The organism is Micromonospora sp. NPDC048907 (genome assembly GCF_055586885.1).
The window spans coordinates 17,631-32,606 of the sequence record NZ_JBVJHI010000004.1 but is presented as its reverse complement, the minus strand read 5'-3'; the positions used below and the strand labels follow the sequence as shown (position 1 = coordinate 32,606).

At 73.7% G+C, this 14,976-nt stretch carries 13 protein-coding genes; 12 read left to right on the top strand and 1 reads right to left on the bottom strand.

Translation table 11 applies throughout. The features are described from left to right. The first annotated feature begins 81 nt into the window (after positions 1-81). Genes ACZ6PY_RS14035 through ACZ6PY_RS14025 form a run of 3 tightly spaced genes read left to right on the top strand, consistent with a single transcriptional unit; the run spans position 82 to position 3,001 of the window. Positions 82-1,140, top strand: coding sequence for a FecCD family ABC transporter permease (locus ACZ6PY_RS14035; protein WP_466073538.1), 1,059 nt, complete (start codon positions 82-84; stop codon positions 1,138-1,140). Then, positions 1,137-2,162, top strand: coding sequence for a FecCD family ABC transporter permease (locus ACZ6PY_RS14030; protein ID WP_466072144.1), 1,026 nt, complete (start codon positions 1,137-1,139; stop codon positions 2,160-2,162). The genes ACZ6PY_RS14035 and ACZ6PY_RS14030 overlap by 4 nt, the downstream gene beginning before the upstream one ends. 26 nt (positions 2,163-2,188) lie before the next feature. Then, the gene (locus ACZ6PY_RS14025) at positions 2,189-3,001 is read left to right on the top strand and encodes an ABC transporter ATP-binding protein (RefSeq protein WP_466073536.1); all 813 of its coding nucleotides are present in this window, start codon (positions 2,189-2,191) and stop codon (positions 2,999-3,001) included. A 16-nt stretch (positions 3,002-3,017) separates the two neighbouring features. On the opposite strand, the gene ACZ6PY_RS14020 is transcribed toward ACZ6PY_RS14025, so the two are convergent. Next, positions 3,018-4,676 (bottom strand): FAD-binding dehydrogenase, encoded by a 1,659-nt coding sequence (locus ACZ6PY_RS14020; RefSeq protein ID WP_466072142.1) that lies wholly within the window; start codon positions 4,674-4,676, stop codon positions 3,018-3,020. 99 nt (positions 4,677-4,775) lie between these two features. Here ACZ6PY_RS14020 and ACZ6PY_RS14015 point away from each other — a divergent pair, with 99 nt between their 5' ends. From ACZ6PY_RS14015 to ACZ6PY_RS13975, 9 genes are all read left to right on the top strand, one after another. Further along, positions 4,776-5,963 (top strand): PucR family transcriptional regulator, encoded by a 1,188-nt coding sequence (locus ACZ6PY_RS14015; protein WP_466072140.1) that lies wholly within the window; start codon positions 4,776-4,778, stop codon positions 5,961-5,963. A 145-nt stretch (positions 5,964-6,108) separates the two neighbouring features. Beyond that, complete coding sequence (locus ACZ6PY_RS14010) at positions 6,109-6,489, top strand: YccF domain-containing protein (RefSeq protein ID WP_466072138.1); 381 nt, start codon at positions 6,109-6,111, stop codon at positions 6,487-6,489. Positions 6,490-6,709: 220 nt separating this feature from the next. Then, positions 6,710-7,489 (top strand): FkbM family methyltransferase, encoded by a 780-nt coding sequence (locus ACZ6PY_RS14005; RefSeq protein ID WP_466072137.1) that lies wholly within the window; start codon positions 6,710-6,712, stop codon positions 7,487-7,489. Between the two features lie 237 nt (positions 7,490-7,726). Further along, the gene (locus ACZ6PY_RS14000; RefSeq protein WP_466072136.1) at positions 7,727-8,728 is read left to right on the top strand and encodes a LacI family DNA-binding transcriptional regulator; all 1,002 of its coding nucleotides are present in this window, start codon (positions 7,727-7,729) and stop codon (positions 8,726-8,728) included. 121 nt (positions 8,729-8,849) lie between these two features. After that, positions 8,850-10,526: an ABC transporter substrate-binding protein gene (locus ACZ6PY_RS13995; protein ID WP_466072134.1), complete on the top strand. Its 1,677-nt coding sequence runs from the start codon at positions 8,850-8,852 to the stop codon at positions 10,524-10,526. A gap of 74 nt (positions 10,527-10,600) precedes the next feature. Continuing rightward, positions 10,601-11,767, top strand: coding sequence for an ABC transporter ATP-binding protein (locus ACZ6PY_RS13990; RefSeq protein ID WP_466072132.1), 1,167 nt, complete (start codon positions 10,601-10,603; stop codon positions 11,765-11,767). After that, entirely contained in the window at positions 11,764-12,741 is a 978-nt protein-coding gene (locus ACZ6PY_RS13985) for an ABC transporter permease (protein ID WP_466072130.1), read from the top strand. The genes ACZ6PY_RS13990 and ACZ6PY_RS13985 overlap by 4 nt, the downstream gene beginning before the upstream one ends. A gap of 3 nt (positions 12,742-12,744) precedes the next feature. Continuing rightward, entirely contained in the window at positions 12,745-13,782 is a 1,038-nt protein-coding gene (locus ACZ6PY_RS13980; protein ID WP_466072128.1) for an ABC transporter permease, read from the top strand. A 173-nt stretch (positions 13,783-13,955) separates the two neighbouring features. Next, the gene (locus ACZ6PY_RS13975; protein ID WP_466072126.1) at positions 13,956-14,954 is read left to right on the top strand and encodes an ABC transporter ATP-binding protein; all 999 of its coding nucleotides are present in this window, start codon (positions 13,956-13,958) and stop codon (positions 14,952-14,954) included. Positions 14,955-14,976: the final 22 nt, after the last annotated feature.

The window sequence follows — 14,976 nt, the reverse complement described above, 5'->3', positions numbered from 1 at the left end:
AAGTCTTTCGATACGGGTCGGCGAACGACCATGGGCAGCGAGGTTAGGCTAACCTAACCGACGTTCCCGTCAAGGTTCTTCCTGCCCCCGGAGCCCACGCTGCCCGTCATCACCCCACCCCGAAGCGGCGCCGTCGCCGCCCCCGCGCCCGGACGCCGCCGGCTCCGGGCCGGCGGGCTCGCCCTCGGCGTGCTGCTGCTCGCCGCGGTGGCCGTGCTCAGCCTCGCCCTCGGCGCGAAGCCGCTCTCCCTCGCCGACGTGTGGCACGGCCTCACCGACCCGGCCTCCCCCGAGTACGCCGTGGTGCGCCAGGGACGGCTGCCCCGCACGCTGCTCGGCCTCGCCGCGGGCGCGGCGCTCGGCGTCGCCGGCGCGGCCATGCAGACGCTGACCCGCAACCCGCTGGCCGACCCCGGCCTGCTCGGCATCAACGCGGGCGCGTCGGCCGCGGTGGCCACCGCCACCGTGCTGCTCGGCGTCGCCGACCTCGACCACCAGGTCTGGTACGCGCTGCTCGGCGCCGCCGCCGTCACCGTGGCCGTGCACACGATCGCCGGCGGCCGGCAGGCCACCCCGGCCCGGCTGGCCCTGGCCGGGGCGGCGCTCAACGCGGCCCTCTACTCCTACGTCAGCGCCGTCATGCTCATCGACAGCACCTCGCTGGAGCGGATGCGGTTCTGGACCGTCGGGTCCCTCGCCGGGGCGCGCACCGACACCGTGCCGAGCCTGCTGCCGTTCGTCCTGGCCGGGCTGCTGGTCGCCCTGCTGGTGACCCGCCCGCTGGCCGCCCTGGCCCTCGGCGACGACTCCGCCCGGGCACTCGGCGCCCGGCCCGGCCTGGTGCGGGGCGCGGTGATCGTCGCCGTCACGCTGCTGTGCGGCGCCGCCACCGCCGCCTGCGGGCCGATCGTCTTCGTGGGGTTGCTCGCCCCCCACCTCGTACGCGCCCTCACCGGGCCCGACCCGCGCCGGCTGCTGCCCTGGTGCGCGGTGTTCGCGCCGGTGCTGCTGCTCACCGCCGACGTGGCCGGCCGGCTGCTGGGCCGTCCCGGCGAACTCCAGGTCGGCCTGGTCACCGCCGTGCTCGGCGGGCCGCTGTTCCTGCACCTGGTCCGGCGCGGACGGGTGGGCCGGCTGTGATCGTGCTGCGCCTCCCCGGCGGGCTGTCGCTGCGCCTGCGCCCCCGTGCCCTCGTCGTCGGCCTGGCCGGCACGCTGCTCGCCCTCGCCCTCGCCGTGCTGGCCGTCGGCGCCGGCGACTACCCGATCGCCCCCGCCGACGTGCTGCGCGTGCTGGCCGGCGGCGGCACTCCCGCGGACCGGTTCATCGTCACCGAGCTGCGGCTGCCCCGGCTCGCCACGGCCCTGGCGGCCGGCGCCGCCCTCGGGCTGGCCGGCGCGGTCTTCCAGTCGCTGACCCGCAACCCGCTGGGCAGCCCGGACGTGCTCGGGGTCACCTCCGGCGCGGCCACCGGCGCGCTGACCGTGGTGGTGGTCGGCGGCGGCAGCGCCGCGCTGGCCGGAGCCGCGGCCGCCGGCGGACTGGCCACCGGCCTGCTGCTCTACGCGCTGGCCGGCCGGCACGGCGTCGGCGGGCACCGGCTGGTGCTCGTGGGCATCGGCGTCACCGCCGTCCTCACCGGCGTCAACGGCTGGCTGCTCACCCGCGCCCCGCTCATGGACGCCGCCCGCGCCGCCCTCTGGATCACCGGCAGCCTGGACGGCCGGGGCTGGGCCAACGCGCTGCCGGTGCTCGGCTCGCTGGCGGTGCTGCTGCCCGCCGTGCTGCTCACCCGCGCCCCCGCGCTGCGGCTGCTGGAGATGGGCGACGACTCCGCGGCCGGCCTCGGCGTGCCGGTACGCCGGGTCCGGGCGGCCGCTCTCGGCTCGGCCGTCCTGCTCGTGTCGGTCGCCGCGGCGGCCGCCGGGCCGGTGTCGTTCCTGGCGCTCACCGCGCCGCACCTGGCCCGGCGGCTCACCCGCGCGCCCGGGCCGAACCTGCTGCCGTCGGCCGTCGTCGGCGCGGCCCTGCTGCTCGCCGCCGACCAGCTCGCCCAGCACGCGGTGGCCGGGCGGCAACTGCCCGTCGGCGTGGTCACCGGCGTGCTCGGCGGCGGCTACCTGGCCTGGCTGCTCGCCGGCGAACGAGGGGGCCGGCGATGACCGGCCCCGACGAGAAGGGAACCCTGATGCGGCCCGACACCCCCCGGCTGGTCGGCGAGGCGCTGACCCTCGGCTACGACCGGCGCACCGTCGCCGAGGACCTCACGGTCGCCGTCCCCGACGGGTCCTTCACGGTGATCATCGGGCCGAACGCGTGCGGCAAGTCGACGCTGCTGCGCGCCCTGGCCCGGCTGCTGCGCCCGGCCCGGGGCACCGTGCTGCTCGACGGCGCCGACATCCACCGCCGGCCGGCCCGCCAGGTGGCCCGTACCCTCGGGCTGCTCCCGCAGTCGGCGGTCGCCCCGGACGGGCTGACGGTGGCCGAGCTGGTGTCCCGGGGCCGCTACCCGCACCAGGGCCTGCTGCGGCAGTGGTCCCGCGAGGACGAACGGGTGGTCGACCGGGCCATGGCCGACACCGGCGTCGCGGAGCTGGCCGACCGGCCGGTCGACGAGCTGTCCGGCGGGCAGCGGCAGCGGGTCTGGATCGCCATGGCGCTGGCCCAGCAGACGCCGCTGCTGCTGCTCGACGAGCCGACCACCTACCTGGACATCGCCCACCAGGTGGAGGTGCTGGACCTCTGCGCCCGGCTGCACGAGGAGCAGGGCCGCACCCTGGTGGCGGTGCTGCACGACCTGCACCAGGCCGCCCGGTACGCCACCCACCTGGTGGCCATGCGCGACGGGCGGGTCGTCGCCGCCGGCGACCCGCGGCGGATCGTCACCACCGAGCTGGTCGAGGAGGTGTTCGGCCTGCCCTGTCGGATCATCGAGGACCCGGAGACCGGCACGCCGCTGGTCCTCCCGACGGCACGCCGCCGGTCCGTGCCGGCGGCGTGACGCGGAGACTCCGGGCCTAGTCGACCGCGGCCGCGGCGGCCCGGCCGGCGGTGCGGCCGGAGAAGACGCAGCCGCCCAGGAAGGTGCCCTCCAGGGCGTTGTAGCCGTGCATGCCGCCGCCTCCGAAGCCGGCGACCTCACCGGCCGCGTACACGCCGGCGAGGGGCTCGCCGTCGGGGCGCAGCACCCGGCCGGACAGGTCGGTGTGCAGGCCGCCGAGGGTCTTGCGGGTCAGCACGTGCAGCTGCACGGCGATCAGCGGGCCGGCGGCCGGGTCGAGCAGCCGGTGCGGGGTGGCCACCCGGATCAGCCGGTCGCCCCGGTAGCGGCGGGCCCCCCGGATGGCGTGCAGCTGCGCGTCCTTGCCGAACGGATGGGCGATCTCCCGGTCCCGCGCCTCGACGAGCCGGCGCAGCGCCGCGGCGTCGAGCTGCGGGCCGCCGCTCTCGGCGGCCAGCTTGTTCATCCCGTCGATTAGCTCCGGCAGGTCGTCGGCGACGACGAAGTCCGCGCCGTGCCGCTTGAACGCCTCCACCGGCCCGGGTGCGCCGGGGCGGACGCGCTGGAGCACCTGCCGCACGCTGCGGTTGGTCAGGTCGGGGTTCTGCTCCGAGCCGGAGAGCGCGAACTCCTTCTCCAGGATCTTCTGGGTGAGCACGAACCAGCTGTAGTCGTGGCCGGTGGCCCGCAGGTGGCGCAGCGTGGCCAGGGTGTCGAAGCCGGGGAACAGCGGTGCCGGCAGCCGCTCGCCGGTCGCGTCGAGCCACAGCGACGACGGCCCGGGCAGGATGCGGATGCCGTGCCCCGGCCAGACCGGGTCCCAGTTGCGCAGCCCCTCGGTGTAGTGCCACATCCGGTCGGGGTTGATCACCTGGCCGCCGGCCGTCTCGGTGACGGCGAGCATCCGGCCGTCGACGTACGCCGGCACCCCGGTGACCATCCGGGCCGGTGGGGTGCCCAGCCGCGCCGGCCAGGCCCGCCGGACCAGGTCGTGGTCGCCGCCGATGCCGCCCGAGGTGATGATCACGGCCTGCGCCGCGTACGCGAAGTCGCCGACCACCGTCCGGGAGGTGGGTCGCCCGCGCGGGGCGTCGTCGGGGGCGAGGATCGCGCCGCGCACGCCGGTGACCGCGCCGCCGCTGGTGACCAACTCGTCGACGCGGTGCCGGAACAGCAGCCGGATCCGGCCCTCCGCGGCGGCGGCGCGCACCCGCCGGGCGAACGGCTCGACCACGCCCGGGCCGGTGCCCCAGGTGACGTGGAACCGGGGCACCGAGTTGCCGTGGCCGTGCGCCGCGCCCCCGCCCCGCTCGGCCCAGCTCACCACCGGGAAGACCCGGTGCCCCATGCCGCGCAGCCAGGCGCGCTTCTCCCCGGCCGCGAAGTGCACGTACGCCTCGGCCCACCGGCGCGGCCAGTGGTCCTCCGGGCGGTCGAAGGCGGCGCTGCCGGTCCAGTCCTGCCAGGCCAGCTCGACGGAGTCCCGGATGCCCATCCGGCGCTGCTCCGGCGAGTCGACCAGGAACAGCCCGCCGAACGACCACCACGCCTGCCCGCCGAGGTTCTGCTCCGGCTCCTGGTCCAGCAGCAGCACCCGGCGGCCCGCGTCCGCGGCCTCGGCGGCGGCGACCAGGCCGGCCAGCCCGGCCCCGATCACGATCACATCGGTATCCACGGCACCGACGGTACGTAGCCGGATGCCAAAATCCTTGGTCGGGGTGTGCGCGATCCGCCACCGCCTTTATCACCGGGATGACAAAAACGGGAGGCGACGATGGCGGACACGCTGCTCGACATCGAGCCCGGCCTGGCGCACCTCGCCCCGGCGGTCGGCGCGCAGCTGCGCGGCCTGCGCGCCCCGCTGCACGAGCGGATCCTGGAGACCGTCCGCGCCGCCATGCGCGCGCAGGGCCGCTCGCTGACCGGCGGGCAGGGGCGCGGCCTGGCCCTCGGCGTGCGTACCGCGGTGGACGCGTTCGTCGACGCGGTCGCCGACCCGGCCCGCGACCTGGCCGCCACCCGGGCCGTCTTCCACGCGCTGGGCCGCACCGAATACCGGGAGGGGCACCGGGTCGACGCGCTGCGCGCCGTGCTCACCCTCGGCGGGCGGGAGATCTGGGCCTTCCTCGTCGCGCACACCACCCCCGCGGGCCCCGCCCCGGCGGACCTGTACGTGGTCGCCGGGGCGCTCTTCGGCTACGTCGACGCCCTCGCGGGCGCCGCCGCCGAGGGCTACCTGGACGAGCAGCGCGACGCCGCGCAGGACTGGGCCATCACCCGGCGGCGGCTGATCACCCTGCTCGTGCAGCCCCAACCGCCCGCCGAGGCCGCGCTGCGCGCCGCCGCCGACGCGGCCCGCTGGCCGCTGCCCCGCACGGTCGCCGTGCTCAGCGTCGACGGCGACGACGCCGAGCACCTGGGCCGCACCATCGGCGGCGGCGCGATCGCCACGGTCATCGACGACGTGGTACGCATCGTGGTGCCCGACCCGGCCACGCCCGGGCGGCTCGACCGGGCCCGGCAGGCCCTGGCGGGGCGGCGGGCCGGGCTCGGCCCGAGCGTGCCGCTCGGGCGCGCGCGGCTGTCGTACCGGATCTCCGGGCGGGCCCTGGCGCTGCGCCGCGACGGGGTGCTGCGGGCCGACCCGGTCGCCGGGGACGAGCACCCGCTCACCCTGCTGCTGCACTGGGAGCCGGGCCTGGCCGACCACCTCGCCGACGCCTGTCTCGCGCCGCTGGCCGGCCTCCGGCCGGCCGCCCGGCGGGCCCTGGCCGAGACCCTGCACGGCTGGCTGCGCCGGCAGGGGCAGGTGATCGCGGTGGCCGAGGACCTGCGCACCCACCCGCAGACCGTGCGCTACCGGATGCGCCGGCTGCGGGAACTGTTCGGCGCGACCCTCGACGACCCCGACCGGCGGCTGGTGCTCCACCTCGCGCTGCACCACCGGCTCGGCGGTCCCTGATGGCGTACCGGCGGTCCGGGATCCTCGCCGTCACGGCGGCGCCGGTGCGGACCGGTGACCGCACCCCTGCGTGCCCGGCGCGCCGAGGGCGCGGCGGCCGGCGCGTGGGCGACGGGCCGTTGCGGGGGGTCGCCACGATGGGAGCGTGATTCGCTTTCTGCTCAACCTGTTGTGGCTCGTCTTCGGTGGCGGCCTCGTCCTGGCCCTGGGCTACGGGGTGGCCGCCCTGATCTGCTTCGCACTGGTGATCACCATCCCGTTCGGGGTGGCCTCCCTCCGCCTCGCCTCGTACGCGCTGTGGCCCTTCGGCCGCACTCTCGTGCCGAAGCCCGGCGCCGGCGTCGCGTCCGGCCTGGCGAACGTGCTCTGGGTGCTGCTCGCGGGCTGGTGGCTGGCCCTGTCGCACATCCTCGCCGGCGTCGCGCTCTGCGTGACGATCATCGGCATCCCGTTCGGTGTGGCGAACTTCAAGCTCGTCCCCGCGGCGCTGTGGCCCCTCGGCCAGGAGGTCGTCGAAGCGCCGTGAGTCCGTCCGGCCCGCGCCGGACGGATGCTGGCCACGCGCCGCCACGCCTCGGCGCGGCGGAAGCCCTCACTCCCGGCCGGCGCCAACCCACCGCGGTTGTCGGACCCCGCATAGCCGAATCAGCTCACTCCCCCTACGGCATCCTAGGAGGCTGGGTAACGGGACCTGGCGGGGACACCCGAAAGGGGCTCATGAACGGGTGGGCGCGGCTAGCGTCGGCATGGTGGGCGGTCATATCGGGGTGATCGAGGCACTCAAGGCAGACCCCACCATGTCGGGCCTGCGCCGGTCCCTGGAGGCGTACTACGGGGACCCGGCCCGCGAGGCGGCGATGGACGCCTTCTACGCCGCCCTGGTCCGCCCCGGGGATTTGGTGTTCGACGTCGGCGCGCACGTCGGCGACCGGCTCGGCAGCTTCCGCCGCCTCGGCGCCCGCGTGGTCGCCGTGGAGCCCCAGCCGCTGTGCACCCGCGCCCTGCGCGCGCTGTACGCGGACGACGAACGGGTGACCGTGGTCGAGGCGGCGTGCGGGGCGCGTACCGGGCCGGTGCGGCTGCACGTGAACTCGGCGAACCCGACGATCTCCACCGCGTCCGCGGGATTCCTGCGGGCCGCGCACGGAGCCGGCGGCTGGGCGCACGAGGTCTGGGACGCCGAGATCGAGGTGGCCGGCACGACGCTGGACAGCCTGGTCGCAACGCACGGCGTACCCGCCTTCGTGAAGATCGACGTGGAGGGCTTCGAGGACGCCGTGCTGGCCGGGCTGAGCCGGCCGCTGCCGGCGCTGTCGTTCGAGTTCACCACCATCGAACGCGACCTGGCCGCGCGGTGCCTGGACCGGCTCACCGGGCTGGGCTTCACCTCGTTCACCGCGGCGCTCGGCGACGAGATGGCGTTCGCCCTGCCCGGCTGGCGGCCGGCGGACGAGGTCGCGGCGTACCTGCGGGCCCTGCCGCACGAGACCAACTCGGGCGACGTCTACGCCCGCGCCCGCCGCTGAGCCGGCTCCCACCCAGACCCCGGGCCACGCCACGACCAGAACAGGCACATCGACGCTGCTCACACCCTTGATCGACCCGGTCGGTCAGGGCCGCTTTTTTCAGGTTTCGAACTTAGCCATGTTTCGTTACCCGGCCGTTATTGACGTGACCGCCGCCACTTCGGTTGACTGCGACGGAACCGCTTCCGCAACCGGTTCCGAAACATCCCCCTCACCCCTGCGACCCGGGAGCGTCACGTGCCGATCACCATCGCCGACGTCGCCACCCGCGCCGGCGTGAGCAAGACGACGGTGTCGCGGGTGCTCAACGGCAAGGGCGAGGTGCACGTCCGCACCGCCGACCGGGTCCGCGCCGTCATCAACGCCCTGGGCTACGTGCCGAGCGCCCGCGCGGTCGGCCTGGCCCGCGGGCGTACCCGGGTGGTCGGCATGCTGGTGCCCGCCCTGACCTGGCCCTGGATGGGCGAGGTGCTCCAGGGCGCGGCCGACGTGGTCGAGGCCGAGGGCTACGGCATGCTGCTGTTCACCTGCACCCAGGGCGACGAGTCGATGCGGCGGTTCGCCTCCCAGGTCTCCGCGAAGTCCTTCGACGGCCTGCTGGTGGTCGAGCCGGAGGGCACCCTCGACTACATCACCGAGCTGCACGAGCGCGGCCTGCCCGTCATCCTCATCGACGACCGCGGCCACCAGCCGGGCTTCCCGTCGGTGCGGACCACCAACGAGTCCGGCGCGCGGGCCGCCGCCGAGCACCTGCTGGCGCACGGCCGGAAGCGGCCGCTGGTCGTCACCGGCCTGCGCCGCTTCGGCTGCACCCGGGAACGGCTCGCCGGTTTCGCGGGCGGCTACGCCGACGCGGGCCTGCCCATCGACCCCGCCCTCGTCGTGGAGGGCGACTTCACCTTCGAGTGCGGGCGGGCCGCCGTGGAAGGCCTGCTCGCCGACGGCGTGCCGTTCGACGCCGTCTTCGCCCACAACGACCTCTCCGCCGCCGGGGCGCTCCAGGCGCTGCGGGACGCCGGCCGGCGGGTCCCGGAGGACGTGGCGGTGGTGGGCTTCGACGACCTGCCGTTGGCCGGGCACACCCACCCGCCGCTGAGCTCGGTCCGCCAGCCGTTGCGGGAGATGGGTGCGGTCGCCGCCCGTACCCTCATCGCCCACCTCGCCGGCACGCCGCTGCCCCACGCACCAACCGTCATCCCCACCAGCTTCACCGTCCGCGCCTCGACCGGCATCACCTGACCTCGCCACCGATGTAGCTCCACCCGGACCGGCGGGCGTCCCGTCCGCCGGTGGTAACACCGCACACCCTCCATCCATCACATCCCGCTCCAGGACTGCGGGAGCACCGAGGGAGACCTCCATGAGAAGAAGGCAACTCCTCGCCGTCGCGCTGGCCGGCGCGATGGCCACCGGCGTCGCCGCGTGCGGCGACAGCCCGAACGCCAACAAGAAGAACGGCCAGGCGGCCACGGTGCTCAACGTGGGCATGCCGAACGGGCCGCAGGCCGAGAACAACAACCCGTTCCTCACCACGTCCGCCGCCGCGTCGCTGGGCTACCGCTGGCAGATCTACGAGCCGCTGATGATGTGGAACCCGGTGAAGCCGGCCGACCCGTTCAAGCCGTGGCTGGCCACCAAGGCCGAGTGGTCGTCGGACTACACCTCGGTGAAGGTCACCATCCGGGACAACGCCACCTGGTCCGACGGGCAGAAGGTCACCGCCGAGGACGTCGCCTTCACCTACAACCTCGTGAAGAAGTACCCGGCGCTGAACGACCAGGGCGTGCCCTACACGGACGCCACGGCCAGCGGCAACGAGGTCACCATCAAGATGGCGAGCCCGCAGTTCGTCAACCAGCAGAAGGTGCTGTGGCGGGTGCCGATCGTGCCCAAGCACATCTGGGAGAAGATCAGCGACCCGACCACCGACACCGTCAAGCAGCCGGTCGGCAGCGGCCCGTACACCCTGAAGTCCTTCACCCCGGCCAGCATGACGCTGTCGGTGCGCGACAAGGGCTACTGGCAGGACCTGCCGAAGGTCAAGGAGCTGCGCTACACCTCCTACACGGACAACAGCGCGCAGACCACCGCCCTGGCCAACGGCGAGTCGGAGTGGAGCTTCGTCTTCATCCCCAACTACCAGGCCGTCTTCGTGGCCAAGGACCAGGAGCACCACAAGGTGTGGGCCCCGGCGATCCTGGGCATCCACGGCCTCTACCTCAACACGACGAAGAAGCCGTTCGACGACCCGGCGCTGCGCCGCGCCATGAACATGGTCATCGACCGCGCCGACATCTTCACCACGGCCGAGGCCGGCTACTTCCACCCGCAGGTGAAGAGCGTCACAGGCCTGCCCAGCCCGGCCGGTGACTCGTTCGTCGCGCCCGAGTTCAAGGGCCAGGAGCACAAGGTCGACGTCGAGGGCGCCAAGGCGCTGCTCACCGGCGCCGGCTACAAGCTCGAGGGCAACACCCTCAAGGACAAGACCGGCAAGGCCGTCACGCTGAAGCTGACCGACCCGGCCGGCTGGTCGGACTACCAGACCAGCCTGGAGATCGTGAAGGACAACCTGTCGAAGATTGGCATCACCGCCACCGTCGACAAGGCCAACCAGGACGCCTGGTTCCGCAACGTCGAGCAGGGCAACTTCGAGGCGACCTTCCGGTGGACCGAGGGCGGCGCCACGCCGTACGACATCTACCGCACCATCATGGACGGCCGGCAGCTCAAGCCGATCGGCACCGCCTCCCCCGCCGGCAACTTCGGCCGCTTCAACAACAAGGAGGCGACCGACGCCCTGGTCGCCTACGCCAACGCGACCGACGAGGCCGCGCGCACCACCGCCATGAACACGCTGCAGAAGATCTTCGTCGACCAGATGCCGATGATCCCGGTCGGCGCGGACAACATCGGCGGCGCGTACAGCACGAAGAACTGGACCGGCTGGCCGGACGACTCGAACCCGTACGGCGCCATGCAGCCCACCCAGCCCAACGCGCTGGACGTGGTCCTGCACCTCAAGCCGGCCAACGGCTGACCTCGCCAACCGCCTCCCCGGCCGGCTCGCGGCCGGCCGGGGAGGCGCACCCCACGCTCAGACAGGAACTCGGCATGACGTTGAGCGAGAGCGCGGCGGCGCCGGCCGACGAGGTGGTGCTGGAGGCCGTCGGCCTGACCAAGCACTTCCCCGTCCGCAGGCGGCTGCGTGACCTCTTCTCCCGGACGCCGGCCGTCGTGCACGCCGTCGACGACGTATCGATCGCGCTGCGTCGCGGCCGGGTGACCGCGCTGGTCGGGGAGTCCGGCTCCGGCAAGTCCACGGTGGCCCGGCTGCTGGCCCAGATCTACCCCCGCACGGCCGGCGACCTCCGCCTGCACGGCACGTCGACCAGGGTGCGCGGCGGCCGGCCGTTCCGGTCGTACGTGCGGCGGGTCCAACTGATCCTTCAGGACCCGTTCGCCTCGTTGAACCCGGTGCACACCGTCCGCTACCACCTCACCCGGTCGCTGCGGATCCACGGCAACGCCGGGCGCGGCGCCGAGGACCTGGACCGGGCCCTCGCCAAGCTGCTCACCCGGGTCAGCCTCACCCCGCCCGAGCGCTACCTGGACGCCTTCCCGCACGAGCTCTCCGGCGGCCAGCGGCAGCGCGTCGCCATCGCCCGGGCGCTCGGGGCCGACCCGGAGGTGCTCCTGGCCGACGAGCCGGTCTCCATGCTCGACGTCTCGATCCGCCTCGGCGTGCTCAACCTCCTGCAGGACCTCAAGGACCGGCTGAACATCGCCATCCTCTACATCACGCACGACATCGCCTCGGCCCGGTACTTCGCCGACGAGACGATCGTCATGTACGCCGGCCGGATGGTCGAGGGCGGCGACAGCGAAACCGTCACCCAGAACCCGGCCCACCCGTACACCCGGCTGCTCACCGACTCGGCGCCGGACCCGGAGCGGATCACCGGCGGCGGGGCCGCCGTCGACGCGGCCGCCGGGAAGGACCGCGGCCAGGGCGAGCCGCCGAGCCTGATCGCCCCGCCCACCGGCTGCCGGTTCCACCCCCGGTGCCCGCACGCCATGCGGCGCTGCACGGTGGACCTGCCACCGCCGCTGACCATCGGCGACCGGCCCGACCACTGGGCGGCCTGCTGGCTGTACGACCCGGACACCGTGGCCGCCGACGCCCCCGGCTCGGCCGCGCCCGACGCCGACCCGGCCGTGCCACCGCCCCCGGCGGCGGCCGACCGGACGGACACCGCCACCCTGGGGGAGCCACGATGAGATTCCTCCTGCAGCGCACGGCCTTCTACCTGTTCACGGCGTGGGCGGCCATCACCCTCAACTTCTTCATCCCGCGGCTGGTGCCCGGTGACCCGGTGCAGTCGCTCATCTCGCGCAACCAGGGCCGGATCAGCGCGGACGCCATCGAGTCGCTGCGCGTGCTGTTCGGGCTGGACGCGCACGAGAACATCTGGCAGCAGTACCTCGACTACTGGCGGCAGCTGCTCCACGGTGACCTGGGGTTGTCGTTCACCTTCTTCCCCACGCCGGTGGCCACGGTGATCGGCGACAGCCTGCCGTGGACGGTCGGCCTGGTCGGCATCACCACGATCATCAGCTTCCTCGTCGGCACCGGGCTCGGCGTCGGCGCCGGCTGGCGGCGCGGCTCCTGGGTCGACGGGCTGCTGCCGGCCACGACGTTCCTGTCCTCGATCCCGTACTTCTGGCTGGGTCTCGTCGCCATCGCCGTGTTCACCGGGCCGGGCAGCTTCTTCCCGTCCTCCGGCGGCTACGAGGCGGGCCTCGTGCCGGCGTTCGACGGCTACTTCATCCCGAGCGCGATCAAGCACAGCGTCCTGCCCGCCGCCACCATCCTGGTCTCCTCGATGAGCGGGTGGATCCTGAGCATGCGCAACATGATGGTGACCGTCTCCTCGGAGGACTACATCACCGTCGCCCACGCGAAGGGCCTGTCGGAGCGCCGGGTGGCCCTGAGCTACGCGGCCCGCAACGCGCTGCTGCCGAACGTCTCGGGCTTCGCGCTGTCGCTCGGGTTCATCGTCGGCGGCACGCTGCTCGTCGAGATCGTGTTCTCCTACCCGGGCCTCGGCTACCAGCTCTTCCAGGCGGTCGGCTACAAGGACTACCCGCTGATGCAGGGGATCTTCCTGATCATCACGATCTCCGTGCTGGTGGCGAACCTGCTCGCCGACGTCGCGTACCTGCTTCTCGACCCGCGGACCCGAAAGAGCTGAGCGATGACCATCTCACCGTCGAGCATCGAGCAGGTCATCCCCGGTCAGGGTGCGATGGCCCAGCCCTCGGCCGCGCCGGGCCGCGCCAAGCGGCGCCGGTTCCGGTTCGTCGCCAACGCCAAGGCCGCCACCGGCCTGACCATCCTGGCCGTCTACTGCCTGTTCGCGGTCATCGGGCCCTGGGTGGCGCCGTACAACCCGGACGCGCGCAGCGCCGACGTGCTCCAGGCGCCGTCGACCCGGCACTGGTTCGGCACCACCCACCTCGGTCAGGACATCTTCAGCCAGATCCTGGTCGGCGCGCGCAGCGTCATGGTGGTGGGCCTGCTCGCCGGCGTGCTGGCGACGATCCTGTCCATCCTCATCGGCGTGACGGCCGGCTACATCGGCGGAGCGGCCGACGAGGGCCTGTCGGCGCTGTCCAACGTGTTCCTGGTCATCCCCGCGCTGCCGCTGATCATCATCGTGACGTCGATCGTCGAGCAGGCCAGCGACACGCTCGTGGCGCTCATCATCGGCCTCACCTCGTGGGCGTGGGGGGCGCGGGTGCTGCGCGCCCAGACACTGTCGCTGCGGCGCCGTGACTACGTCGAGGCGGCCCGGGCCACCGGCGAGCGGACCTGGCGCATCATCCTGTTCGAGATCCTGCCCAACCTCACCGCGATCATCGCGTCCGGCTTCGTCGGCACGGTCATCTTCGCGGTCATGTCGGAGATCACGCTGGCCTTCATCGGCATCTCGTCGATCTCGTCGTGGAACTGGGGCACCATCCTGTTCTGGGCGCAGGGCCAGCAGGCCCTCGCGCAGGGCGCCTGGTGGTGGTTCGTCCCGGCCGGGCTGGCCATCGCGCTGCTCGGCACCGCCCTCGCCCTGATCAACTTCGGCATCGACGAGTTCGTCAGCCCCCGGCTGCGCAGCGCCGGCAAGACCCGGATCCGTACCGCCGACGGTCGCAGCGTGCGGATGCGGGTCGGCTTCACCCCCGTGCTGGCCCCGACCCCGCGTACGGTGCCGGTCCCCCGAGAGGAGGTCACACCGTGAGCGCGAGGAGTGCAGCGAAGCGGAGCCCCGCAGTCGCGAACGAAGGAGGGCTCAAGCGAGCGCGAGGAGTGCAGCGAAGCGGAGCCCCGCAGTCGCGAACGAAGGAGAGCTCAAGCGAGCGCGAGGAGTGCAGCGAAGCGGAGCCCCGCAGTCGCGAACGAAGGGAGGCTCAAGTGAGTGATCCGGTGCTGGAGATCCGCGGGCTGCGGGTCGACTACGGGCTCGGCGACGCGGCGGTGCACGCCGTACGCGATGTGGACCTGACCCTGCACCGCGGTGAGGTGCTGGGGCTGGCCGGCGAGAGCGGCAGCGGCAAGTCCACGCTGGCGTACGGGCTGACCCGGCTGCTGCCGCCGCCCGGCGTGGTCAGCGGCGGCCAGGTGATCTACCACCCGGCCGACGGCCCGCCGGTCGACGTGCTGACCCTCAGCCCGGCGCAGCTGCGCAGGTTCCGCTGGGCGGAGACCTCGATCGTCTTCCAGGGCGCCATGAACTCGCTGAACCCGGTGCACAAGGTCTCCACCCAGCTCCTCGACGTGATCAAGGCGCACGAGCCGACGAGCACGGCGGCGGGCCGGCTGGCCCGGGCCCGGGACCTGCTCCGCCTGGTCGGCATCGCCGCCGACCGGCTGGACAGCTACCCGCACCAGCTCTCCGGCGGCATGCGGCAGCGCGTGATGATCGCCATGGCGCTGGCGCTGGAGCCGCAGGTGGTCATCATGGACGAGCCGACCACCGCGCTGGACGTCGTGATGCAGCGGCAGATCCTCGGCCAGCTCGCCGAGCTGCGGGAACGCCTCGGCTTCGCGGTGCTGTTCATCACCCACGACCTGTCGCTGCTTGTCGAGTTCTCCGACCGGATCGCCATCATGTACGGCGGCCGGATCGTCGAGGAGGCACCCGCCGCCCAGCTGTACCGGCAGGCGCTGCACCCGTACACCGAGGGGTTGCTGCACTCCTTCCCGGCGCTGCGCGGACCGCGCCGGGAGCTGACCGGCATCCCCGGCTCCCCGCCGGACCTGCGGGCCATGCCGGCCGGCTGCGCGTTCCATCCGCGCTGTCCGAAAGCCTTCGACCCGTGCGACAAGAAGGTGCCGGCCCTGGGCGCCGCCGAACCGGGCCGGGACGTCGCCTGCTGGCTGCACCCGGTCGCCGCCGCGGCCCCCCGCTGACCCCCGCTCCCGTCCGACCGAA